The organism is Streptomyces sp. NPDC054047, from assembly GCF_055585065.1.
In genome coordinates this window covers 229037-239899 of sequence record NZ_JBVJKV010000001.1, presented here as the reverse complement: position 1 = coordinate 239899, position 10863 = coordinate 229037, and the positions used below count along the sequence as shown (strand labels likewise).

Here is a 10863-nt window from a genome sequence, read left to right as displayed (position 1 = left end):
CGCGGTAGCGGTTCTGTCCGTGCCGGGGTGAGTGGCGGTGGTAGTCGTGGCGACCGCCCCGAGGTGGGTGGCGGTAGCGGTTCTGTCCGTGCCGGGGTGAGTGGCGGTGGCAGTCGTGGCGACCGCCCCGAGGTGGGTGGCGGTAGCGGTTCTGTCCGTGCCGGGGTGAGTGGCGGTGGCAGTCGTGGCGACTACCCCGAAGTGGGTGGCGGCAGCCGTGCCGACCGTGCCGGGGCGAGTGGTGGCGGTAGTCGTGGCGGGCGGACCGGTATGACCTCCGCCAGTCGTGCCACCGGTGCCGGGCGGGTTTTTCCTCCCCTCCCGCAACACCCCGACCCCAACGCCCCTTTCGCGACCTCCTGGTGGGGCAACGCCTGGATCGGCGCGCTGGAAGGGACGTCGCTCGACGCGGGGCGCCTCGCGCGCGGGCGGGCCTACGCCCGTGAGGGGCACGTCGACACGATCACGGTCGCACCGGGCCGCATCGTGGCGTACGTACACGGCAGTCGCCCCCGCCCCTACCGCGCCGAGATCCGCATGCGCACCCTCACGCCGGAGGACTGGAACAACTTCCTGGACGCGGTCGCCACGGAACCCGCCCACATCGCGGCGCTCCTGGACAAGGACATGCCGCACGCGCTGGTGGAGGCGGCGGAGCGAGCCGGGGTCCAACTCCTCCCCGGCGCGGGCGACTTGGTTCCGTCCTGCACCTGCCCGGACCACGGTCGCCCCTGCAAGCACGCGGCAGCGCTCACCTACCAGACGGCCAGGCTGCTGGACGCCGACCCCTTCGTACTGCTCCTCCTGCGAGGCGGGGACGAACAGGCGCTGCTCGACGAACTGGCCCAGCGCAACGCGCACCAGGCAGCCCGCGAGCAGTCCTCCACCACGCAGGGCGAGAGCGGCGTTTCTCTCCCCGGCACCCTGGCCCGAGACGTGCTGGCCACGGAGTACCGTCCACCGCTGCCGGCCCCGCTCCCACCCCCGCCCCACCCGGGCGAACCCCCGCTCCTCCCCTCCCTCCCGGGCGCCCCCAACCCCACGTCCCTGGAGTTCCTGGCCACGGACGCGGCGAACCGGGCCTACGCGTACCTCACCACCGGCGCCGACCCCTTCTCCGCCGCCGACCCCTGGCACGACGCGGTCCGCCTGGCCGCGTCCCACCCCGGCCTGACGGGCCGCCGCAGCTTCAGCCGCCAGTTCGCGGAGCTGGCCACGTCGGTGGACCACACCCCCGCGGACCTGGCCCGCGCGGCGGCGGCCTGGCGGCAGGGCGGAGAGGAGGGCCTGGCCCTCCTCGAATCCCCGTGGGACCCCCCGGCGGGCCCCTTCGACCGGGCCCGCGGCGCCCTCATCGCGGCAGACCTCCCCCGCATGACGATCCACCGCAACCACCTCACGAACGCGTCCGGCTCCCTGCAACTCCGCTACGGGAGGGATGGCCGCTGGTACCCCTACCGAAGCGAACCGGGCCGCGACGACTGGTGGCCGGAGGGGGAGGCGGACATGGACCCGGTGGGTGCGGTGACGGGCATGATCAGCTCATGACGCCATGACGCCATGACGCCATGACGCGTCCTCGTTCCTCACTCACGCTTCACGCCCGCAGGTGAGCCAGCAGATCGTCCCCCGCTGGGTACGGCCGCTCCTCGGGGAGGAGGATCTCGGCGGCTGCGAGGTCGTTCTCGCGTACGTGGGTGTGGATGGCCCTGGCCCGCTCGGTGACGTCCGTGATCGAGACCGTCCACTCGTCCGCGTAGCGGCGCGCGGCGTCACCCGCCAGGCCCAACTGCAGGGAGCGGTGCGGGAGGGGGTTCAGGTGCAGGTCGCGTTCCGGGTCCCACTGGACCCGGGTCGGCGCGTGCCGCAGGTCCCGCTTCCAGGCGTCCTGGGAGGCGTGCACCCCGCGCGCGTAGTGCGACAGACACGCGTGGAGAAGGGCCCACTCGAAGCCCTCACGCGTGATCTCCACCGCGAGGACGATCTCCTGCCCCTCCTTCGTGGCCCAGCCGCAGCGATACATCATCCACAGGAAGGACGGCTTGATCCACGTCATGCGGTCCCGCTTCCAGGCGTCGGGGAAGCGTCCGGTGCGGGCCGCGGGCGCGCCGATCCCGGGGGCGTACGCCTGGTAGACGGTGACCGTCGACTCCGTGTGCAGGGCGCGGATCTGGCGGGTGGGCGGTGCGGTGGTGGTGACGGTGTCGGTGGAGGCATCGGCGGAGTCGGTGCGGTTCATGGCAGCCAGCCTGCGGCGTGTGTGCCCCCGCTCGCCACTCGATTGTCGGTGGTGCGCGCTACCGTGAAGCACGGGTCAAGAACCGGACCGCGACCCGTGGCGAGCCGAAGGGGGCCCGGTGGACGCTGAGTTGACCGCACTGGCGACGGCGGGGGCGACTGCTCTCGTGCAGCAGATGGTGACCGATGGATGGGCGCAGGTCAGGGGACGCGTCGCCGGGTTCTTCTCGCGGGGGAGCGAGGGCGACGCGGACGCCGTCGCCGGAGAGCTCGATGCGGCACGCGCCGAGCTTGTCGCGGCGCCGGAGGGGGAGGGCGAGGAGATCGCGGCGGACGTGCTGGCGGAGTGGCGCGCGCGGATGCGGCGCACGCTGCGCGCCGATCCGGCGGCAGCCGCTGAACTCCAGGCGTTGCTGGACGAGTTGAAGCCACCGGACGCGGGGCAGGGGCGCATCGGAGCCGTACACAACACCATCCATGGCGGCGAGTATCACGGCACGGTGATCCAGAGCGGGACGGTGGGAGGCGTGAACGGTCGGTAGCTCGACTCGGCGCGGTGACGGCGCGGTGGCGGGAAGGCGGGGTGGGTAGGCGGGCCGCGGCAGTGGCGGGGATGGGGCAGGACTCGGACTCCCTGGGCGTGGCTTACGCCGCGGCGCGGGCGCTGTTGCTGCCGCCTGCGCCTGCGCCTGCGCCTGCGCCTGCGAGGAGTTGAAGCCTGCGTTCGTCGTAGGCCCCGCTCAGGGAATCGCCTCGATCCGCTCCATGTGCTCCTCGCCCCACTCGCCGAGCGGCGCCATCGCCGCGTTGAGCGACCGGCCGAACTCCGTCAGGGAGTACTCCACCTTCGGCGGGACCTGGTGGTATGCCTCGCGGTGCACCAGGCCGCTGTTCTCCATCTCCCGCAGCTGGAGGATCAGCATTCGTTCGCTGATGCCGGGCACGGCTCGCCGCAACTCGCCGAAGCGTACGGGCCCTTCGTGGAGGGCGAAGAGGATGAGGCCCTTCCATTTGCCGCCCATGACGTCGATGGCGGCGTCCAGGCCGCACGTGTACGTCCGTTTCTGCGTCGGCATTCCCATCTCCGTTCTCACTGACAAAACTGTGAGTACCTAACAAAATTGTAGGTACTTGTCGGAATTTCCGTGAAGACCCAGCATGGATCACGCCCCCGATCGCCCCCTTCGGACCGGAGTGACTGATGTCTGCACACGCCTCTGCACACACCTCAACCCCCGTGACCCTCATAGGACTTGGCTCGATGGGGCGTGCGCTGGCCGGCGCGTACCTCGATGCCGGGCATCCGGCCACCGTGTGGAACCGCAGCCCCGAGAGAGCCGCCCCGCTCGTCGACCAGGGAGCGGTTCACCAGCCGGACATCGCGGCAGCCGTGGCCGCGAGTCCGCTGGTCGTCGCCTGCCTCTCGACGTACGACGCCACGATGCGGAGCCTGGAACCGGCCTCCGCCGCGCTGGCCGGACGTACTCTCGTGACGCTCAACAGCGGAACCCCGGCCGGGGCCCGTGAGACGGCCGCCTGGGCCGCCGCGCGCGGTGCCCGGTTCCTCGACGGAGCGGTGAAGAACGTACCCGCGGCCGTGGGGAAGCCGGACACGCTCCTCTACTACAGCGGTGACAGGGCCGTCTTCGACGAGTACGCGGCGACCCTGCGCGTCCTGGGCGGCGACACCGTCCACCTCGGCACCGACGTGGACCTCGCCGCGCTCTACGAGTCAGCCGTGGGCGCCACCCTGCTCCCCGCCCTCCTCGGCTTCTTCGAGGGCGCCGCGCTCATCACGGCCCGCGGCCTGGAAGCGCGCACGATGGTGCGGTACAGCGTCAAATGGCTGGAGATGATCGCCGCCATCCTGCCCGGCCTGGCGGCGGAGATCGACTCCGGCGACTACACCGAGCCCGCCTCCTCGGTCGGTCTCTTCCACGACGCGATCGGATACGAGGACCAGACGGGCACGGAGGCGGGCATCGACCTCTCCTGGCACGAGCCCATGAACGACCTGCTGCGCCGCGCGGTCGCCGAAGGCCACCGTGACCACAGCATCTCCGCCCTGGTCGAGGTGCTCAGGAAGCAGCCGGGGCGGGTCGCCTGATCCGCAGGGCATCCGGAAACCACCGCAGACCAGCCGGAGACGGACCACCGCAGACCAGCCGCTGACCATCCGTCGGCCACCGACCGTGGCGTCCGCGAGATCGTCACATCACGGAAATACTTACGTCCCTTTCTCACCAGGAACACCGTTTACGGTTGATCACAAGCCCAGGCCGAAGTCGTCCGGCGGCACGTACCCGTCCCGACGACGACAGGAACACGGTGAGCCCGGTGATCCCGCGCCCGACGTCCGCTTCTCTTCCGCCTTGGCTCGGCCATGCCCTGCGTACGCAGCGTGGGCCCGTGCCGTGGCACTCCGTGGTGCGGGGTGCGCTGGCCGCGGGGCCGGTGCTGTGCGCGGGCGTGGTCGCCGGGCGCGCTTCCGTGGGGGTGGTGGCCGCGCTCGGGGCCATGCTGGCCGGGATCAACGACCGGCCCGGGAGCCGTCGGGCCGCCGTGCGGCGGCTCGGGGTGCCCGCGCTCGCGGGAGCGGGCGGGCTCGTCATCGGGGCGTACGTCGGTGAGCGGGTCGGCGGGGTGTCGTATCCGCTGCCCCTCCTGTTTGCCCTGCTCGGACTTCTCGCCGGCGCCTTCAGCGCCGTCGGGCCCGTCGCCTCGGCCGCCGGCACGCAGTTGCTCGTCGCCGCCGCCATCGGGGCCGGCATGCCGTTGCCCGACCCCGGCTGGCAGCGTGCGCTGTTCTTCCTCGCCGGTGCCGGGTGGCTGATCGTGCTGCGGCTCGTGCTGCCCTCACCGGCGCCCGGCAAGGGGTGGACCGGTGCCGCCTCGGCCGCGGGAGCCAGTCGGCACTACCGCCTGGACGGCGAGCGCGCCGCCGTGTCCGCCGTCTACGAAGCCGTCGCCTCGCTCCTCGACTCCGCCGGTACTCCGCACTCCACCGCCCGCCGCGCCGCCCTCACCGCCGCGCTCGACCAGGCGCAGGACGCCCTCACCGGGCCGCGCCTGCGACGGCACGCCAGTTCGGCCGCCGAGCGGCGGCTGCACGCGCAGTACCTCGCGGCCCTGCCGCTCGGTGAGGCGGCGACCGCGCTCGCCTGGGCCGGTGAGCCGCTCCCGGCGCGTACGGGGGAGGGGCCGCGCCGCCTCGCCGCCGCCGTCCGCGACGGCGTTCCCTGCGGGCCGCTGCCCGCGCCCGCCCGCTCCGGCGCCGGGCTCCGCGCCCTCGACGACGCGCTGCTGCACGCCGCCGAGGCCTTCGACAGCGGCACCGCAAGGCCCCCGCACGGCCGCGGGCACGGCCCCGTCGACGTACTGCGCACGGTGGCGGGGCCCGGCGGGCGCGAGTACGGCGTGCGGGTCGCGCTCTGCTTCGGGGCGAGCACCGCCGTCGCGCAGGCCCTGCACCACCCGCACTGGTACTGGCTGCCCGCCACCGCCGTCTTCCTGGTCAAGCCCGACCTCGGGCCGCTGGTGTCGCGCGTCCTGTGCCGCGCACTCGGCACCGTCCTGGGCGCCGTCCTCTTCGCGGGGCTCGCCGCCCTGCTGCCACGGCCCGCCGGGCTCGTCGCCGTCGTCGCCGTGTGCGGCGCGCTGATCCCCGTCGCCACCCGGCACTTCGCCGCCCAGACCGCCGTCGTCACCGTCCTGGTCCTCGCCCTCGTCATGGTGGGCGGGGAGCCGCAGGCCTCCTGGGGGCGGATCGGCGAGACCCTGCTCGCCTGCGGGATCGTCCTGCTCGTCGGGCACCTGCCGTGGCCGGCGCAGCGCGGCGGCCGCGTGCAGGACCGGCTGTCGGCCGCCCGCGCGTCCGCGCACGCGTATCTGCGCCACGTCCTGAGCGGCGCCGGCGAGGGCGGGCCCGCGGGCGCCGACCACCGCGCCGCCCGCTGGGCCCTGCGCCGCGAGGCCTACCGGACGCTGGCCGAGGCCCGCGCCGCGATCGACCTGGCGGCCGCCGAACTCCCGACCCTGGCACGGCACTCCGAGGGCTCGGAGAAGGTGGCGGCCACCCTCGAACGCCTCGTCGACACCACCACCGCCTGCGCGGTGCACGTGGACGACACGGGGCGCCTGCCGCGGCGGCACGCGGAGCGCCTCGACGCGCTGCTAGCGGAGCTCACCACGGTGGCGTGACCCCGGTCGGCCGACCCGGCGTCAGAAGTCCACGCGCAGCCGGTCGTCGAGCCGCGCCACCGAGTCCTGCGCGTACTTCTTCACGTAGTCCTCGCGGATCTCCTCGACCAGGGCGTCGCGCTTGGGCGCCTGCTTCGTCGGATACAGCAGGATCAGCTCGTACGAACGCTCACGCTCGATCTTGCCGTTCGAGTCCCGCCACTGGCCGCGGCCGTCCTGCACGGTGAGCCCGTCGGGGAACGACGGCGTCACCTCCTTGTCGATGAACTCCATGAACTGCTTGTCGGTCACATCGGGCCCGCCGTCGGGGCGTTCGGTCCCGAAGAAGAGCCGGGTCTCGGTGTAGGCCTCGCCGCGGGACACCTGCGACGTGGTGGTCGGGCCGGACGGGCGCGTGTCGGTGTCGAGCGAGGCGTACGCGGCCGGGGCGCCGACGGCGAGGACCGTGGCGGCGGCAGCGGTCACGGCGAGACGGGTGCGGGAGATGCGGGAGAGGGTGAGGGCCATGGGGGTCCCTTTCTGGCGGTTCTACAGGTGTGCGGATCGCTGATCCAGAGGCGTGCGGATCTCTGAGTACGTTGATCCATAACGGGCGCAGACGGTAGCGGACACGCCACGCTCCCCGCCCTCTCCCGCCCGGCCGCACGGCTGGCTATCTCTCCCTGCCCGTAGGCCGCCGTCCTCCCTACCGGCACACAACTCTCATACGTTTCCCAGGACTTGACCGGAGCGGTGGAGGGGACGGCCGCTTAGGGGGCCGAAGCGGGCCGAGGCGCGCCCAGCACCGTGTGCACCAGCGCCGTGCCCGGTGCCGTCCGCCCGCCGGGCCCCGGCGTGTGCGTCACCGTGTCCGGCGTCAGCTCCCCGCCGCAGTGCGCGCACGTCACCCGGGGCTCGGCCGGGTGGCCGCAGGTGTCGTGGACGGGCAGCAGGGGCGGGCCGCCGCCTTCGGGGCGGTGGCGGTCGCCCCAGGTCATGAGGGTCAGGACGGTGCCGTAGAGGTCCCGGCCCGCGGGGGTCAGGACGTACTCGTGGCGTACCGGACGCTCCTGGTACGCCCGGCGCTCCACGATGCCCTCGGCGGTCAGGTGGTCGAGGCGGTCCGCCAGGATGTTCGTCGCGATGCCGAGGTCGCCGCGGAGGTCCTCGTAGCGGTTCAGGCCCAGGAACAGGTCGCGCAGGATCAGCACTGTCCACTGGTCGGCCGTCACGGCCGCCGCGCGGGCCACCGAGCAGTGCATCCGGGCAAAGCGTTCGCCTCTCATGGCGCCCACGGTACTCGCTTGTTGTTTGCAAGTGACCAGCCTAGGGTGGCAGGTGATGGTCCCTTGCGAAATGCAAGCTACTCGGTCACGGTCACGGCCACTGGAGGCGCCCCGATGTACCACGCCATCGTCCGCAGCAAGGTCCGAGCCCTCTGGCGCACCACCGGCGACGGCAGCGGCAACTACCACCCCGCCGTCGCCATGGCAGCCCCCGACCTGCGGTTCCGCTTCATCGGAGACACCATCCTGGGCGCCGAACTGCGTGGCCGCGAAGCCTTCGCCGACTGGTTCGAGAAGGCCGGCCGGTGCTTCCCCGGCATGCGGCTCAGCCTCGTCGACGTGGTCGTCAAGGGCTGGCCCTGGAACACCACCGTCGTCGTCCGGCTGCGTATCGAGGCGACCCTCGCGGACGGCAGCGCGTACGAGAACGAGGGCATCCAGTGGGTCAAGATCCGCTGGGGACGGATGGTCGAGGACACGGTCCTGGAGGACACGCTGCGGCTCCAGCAGGCCTGGCGGCGCCAGGAAGCGGCGATGGCGGCGAAGGGCTGAAGCACTGATGGGATGAAGCACTGATGGGATGAAGCTCCGCCGGGACGAAGCACCGCCGGGAAGGGAACGGGCGAGGCTAGCGCTCGATCCGTATCCACACCGGAGCGTGGTCCGAGCCCGTAGCGTTCCTGCGCTCCGCCGGGTCCCCGTCCCCGACGGACGGCAGCGCGGTCGCCGTCGCGCCCGGCACGCCCGTGCCCGCCGCCTTGACCAGGTTCAGGAAGCCGCGGCTCACCAGGACGTGGTCGATCAGCTCGCGGCGCCCCGCGTGGATGCGGGAGTAGCGCTGCTCGGCGGGGATGAGCGGGGCGACGTTCCACAGCCGGTGCGCGTCGCCTTTGTCCGGCTGGTCGAATCCGGGGGTGCCGATCTCGGAGCCGGGCGGGCCGAGCAGGATCTGGGTCGTCGCCGCCGACACCTCGTCGTTCAGGTCGCCAAGGACCACCACGTCGTGGTGGCGGCCGTCGCCCTTCAGGAGCCGGTCGGCCAGCGAGCGCACCAGCGTCGCCTCGGCCGCGCGCCGGTAGAGCGCGTACGCCCCGAAGCGGGCCCGCTCGCCCTCGTTTCGCGGCTGGAACCGGCCGCCGGGATACGAGAGCAGCTTCGACTTCAGATGGCAGACGGCCGCGTCGAAGAAGAAGGCGCGCGTCGTCACCGTCACCGCGAGCGCCCCGCGCCCCGCCTGCGCCACGGGCTCGCCCGTGTCGCTGACCTGCACCGGACGCAGCGGCGCGGGGAAGGGGGTCTCGTCGGCCACGACGAACACCGGCAGCTGACTGAGGAAGCCGACGCGGATGCCGCGCTCGTCCGTGTGCTGCGAGAGCGTGGTGTGCCAGGTGCCCTCCAGCATCCCGGCCAGATCGGTGAGGGCCTCGGGGTCGCCGACCTCCTGCACGCCGAGCACGCTCGGGTTCAGCGCCCTGATCGTCGCCGCGAGCGAGGCCAGCTTCGCCTCGTACGCGGCCTTGTCCTTGGGCCCGAACCTGCCGCCGGGCCGGTAGAGGTTCTCCAGGTTCCACGTGCCGACGAGCATGGCGGGCTCCAACTGGTCGCGAGCGGTCGGTGGGTTGACGACAGGGTGCTCGCGAAACGGGCGACGCGACAGGGCACGGGATGCGCACTCCCCGTACCGTGAAGAGATGACGCCGCATCCCGCGCACGGCCCCGCCGATCTCGTCATCACGGGCTGCACGGCCCTCGTCCACGACGAAGGGGGTCAGGTCGGATTCCTCGACGACGCGGCCGTCGTCGTACGCGGCGGTGTCATCGACGCCGTCACCACCACCCCGGCCGTGGCCGGACTCCAGGCCGCCGAGCACATCGACGCACGCGGCCAGGCGGCCCTGCCGGGCCTGATCAACTGCCATACGCACACCCCGATGGTGGCGCTGCGCGGCCTCGCCGAGGATCTGCCGGCGCACGAGTGGTTCAACGACTGGATCTGGCCCATCGAGTCCAATCTGACCGGGCGCGTCGTCGGGCTCGGTGCGCGGCTCGCCTGCGCCGAGATGATCCGGGGCGGCGTGACGACCTTCGCCGACCACTACTTCTCGATGGACACCGTGGCCGCCGCCGTCGCGGAGAGCGGCCTGCGCGCCAACCTCGGAGCGGCCTTCTTCTCCTCGCAGGGGCCCGAGGGCCGCGCCGCCTCGGTGGAGTTCGCGCTGCGGCAGCGGGGCGCCGCCGACGGCCGCATCACCACCTCGCTCGCCCCGCACGCGCCGTACACGGTCGACGACGCTGACCTCGCCGCGACCGCCGAACTCGCCCGCGAACACGGCCTGATGGTCCATCTGCACGCCGCCGAGAACCGCGCCCAGACCGACAACAGCCTGGAGCGCCACGGCCGCACCCCCATCGAGATCCTGCACCGCACCGGACTCCTCGACGTCGACGTCCTCATCGCGCACGGCACCGGCATCCTCGACCGCGACCTGCCCGTGCTGCGGCAGGCCGCGGGCCGCGTCGCCGTGGCGTCCGCGCCCCGCGGCTACCTCAAGTTCGGCTGGGACACCACGCCCGTGCGCGCCCTGCGCGAGATCGGCGTCCCGGTCGGCCTCGCCACGGACGGCGCCGCGTCGAACAACACCCTGGACGTGTGGGAGTCCATGGCGCTCACCGCCCTCGTGCAGAAGTCCACGCAGCGCGATCCGGCCTGGCTGACCGCGCGCCAGGCCCTGGACCACGCCACGCTGCAGAGCGCGCGGGCCGTCGGCCTGGGCGACGAGATCGGCAGCCTCGCGCCGGGCCGCCGCGCCGACATCGTCCTCGTCGACCTCGCGGGGCCGCACACCCAGCCGGTGCACGACCTCGCGGCCACCCTCGTGCACAGCGCGCGCTCGGCGGACGTCACCACGACGATCGTCGACGGACGGGTCCTGATGCGCGACCGCCGGCTCCTGACCCTCGATGTGCCGGAGATCGTGCGGGAGTTGGGTGCCGAATTGCCCGCGCTGATCGACCGCAGCCACGGCAAGCGCATCCAGGACTACGAGGGCTGAGGACCGGGAGCGCAGGACCGGGAGCGCCCGGGGCGGCGTTCCGGATTCTTTTGAAGATTCTTCGCCCAGACCGATGAGTTCCGGCGATTGCGCAGGTCACCCCTCGC

Annotated in this window: 11 protein-coding genes; 6 read left to right on the top strand and 5 right to left on the bottom strand. The window is 72.8% G+C overall.

What is annotated here, in order from left to right; all coding sequences use genetic code 11:
• The first annotated feature begins 270 nt into the window (after positions 1-270).
• Positions 271-1548: an SWIM zinc finger family protein gene (locus ACZ6ZP_RS01165; RefSeq protein WP_469405137.1), complete on the top strand. Its 1278-nt coding sequence runs from the start codon at positions 271-273 to the stop codon at positions 1546-1548.
• Positions 1549-1597: 49 nt separating this feature from the next.
• Here the strand turns inward: ACZ6ZP_RS01165 and ACZ6ZP_RS01160 are convergent, their stop codons facing one another.
• The gene (locus ACZ6ZP_RS01160) at positions 1598-2239 is read right to left on the bottom strand and encodes a DUF4291 domain-containing protein (RefSeq protein ID WP_469405135.1); all 642 of its coding nucleotides are present in this window, start codon (positions 2237-2239) and stop codon (positions 1598-1600) included.
• Positions 2240-2357: 118 nt separating this feature from the next.
• Between ACZ6ZP_RS01160 and ACZ6ZP_RS01155 the strand changes: the two genes are divergently transcribed.
• On the top strand, positions 2358-2780 hold the full coding sequence (locus ACZ6ZP_RS01155) for a hypothetical protein (protein ID WP_366462187.1): 423 nt from the start codon (positions 2358-2360) through the stop codon (positions 2778-2780).
• 198 nt (positions 2781-2978) lie between these two features.
• Here ACZ6ZP_RS01155 and ACZ6ZP_RS01150 read toward each other — a convergent pair whose 3' ends face one another.
• Complete coding sequence (locus tag ACZ6ZP_RS01150; protein ID WP_469405133.1) at positions 2979-3314, bottom strand: winged helix-turn-helix transcriptional regulator; 336 nt, start codon at positions 3312-3314, stop codon at positions 2979-2981.
• Between the two features lie 125 nt (positions 3315-3439).
• On the opposite strand from ACZ6ZP_RS01150, the gene ACZ6ZP_RS01145 reads away from it, so the two are divergent.
• Both ACZ6ZP_RS01145 and ACZ6ZP_RS01140 read left to right on the top strand, forming a co-directional pair.
• Positions 3440-4345 carry an NAD(P)-dependent oxidoreductase gene (locus ACZ6ZP_RS01145; protein ID WP_469405132.1) on the top strand — a complete coding sequence of 302 codons (906 nt, stop codon included), beginning with the start codon at positions 3440-3442 and terminating at the stop codon, positions 4343-4345.
• A gap of 233 nt (positions 4346-4578) precedes the next feature.
• Entirely contained in the window at positions 4579-6438 is a 1860-nt protein-coding gene (locus ACZ6ZP_RS01140) for an FUSC family protein (protein WP_469405766.1), read from the top strand.
• A 21-nt stretch (positions 6439-6459) separates the two neighbouring features.
• Here the strand turns inward: ACZ6ZP_RS01140 and ACZ6ZP_RS01135 are convergent, their stop codons facing one another.
• Both ACZ6ZP_RS01135 and ACZ6ZP_RS01130 read right to left on the bottom strand, forming a co-directional pair.
• Positions 6460-6945, bottom strand: coding sequence for a DUF3574 domain-containing protein (locus tag ACZ6ZP_RS01135; protein ID WP_351162146.1), 486 nt, complete (start codon positions 6943-6945; stop codon positions 6460-6462).
• 242 nt (positions 6946-7187) lie between these two features.
• Positions 7188-7703, bottom strand: a complete 516-nt coding sequence (locus tag ACZ6ZP_RS01130) for a winged helix-turn-helix transcriptional regulator (protein ID WP_361463625.1) — start codon at positions 7701-7703, stop codon at positions 7188-7190.
• Between the two features lie 63 nt (positions 7704-7766).
• Here ACZ6ZP_RS01130 and ACZ6ZP_RS01125 point away from each other — a divergent pair, with 63 nt between their 5' ends.
• On the top strand, positions 7767-8255 hold the full coding sequence (locus ACZ6ZP_RS01125) for a nuclear transport factor 2 family protein (RefSeq protein ID WP_351162142.1): 489 nt from the start codon (positions 7767-7769) through the stop codon (positions 8253-8255).
• Between the two features lie 76 nt (positions 8256-8331).
• Here ACZ6ZP_RS01125 and ACZ6ZP_RS01120 read toward each other — a convergent pair whose 3' ends face one another.
• Entirely contained in the window at positions 8332-9288 is a 957-nt protein-coding gene (locus ACZ6ZP_RS01120) for an endonuclease/exonuclease/phosphatase family protein (RefSeq protein ID WP_366462190.1), read from the bottom strand.
• A gap of 106 nt (positions 9289-9394) precedes the next feature.
• Here ACZ6ZP_RS01120 and ACZ6ZP_RS01115 point away from each other — a divergent pair, with 106 nt between their 5' ends.
• Positions 9395-10756: an amidohydrolase gene (locus ACZ6ZP_RS01115; protein WP_366462191.1), complete on the top strand. Its 1362-nt coding sequence runs from the start codon at positions 9395-9397 to the stop codon at positions 10754-10756.
• The last annotated feature ends 107 nt before the right edge of the window (positions 10757-10863 follow it).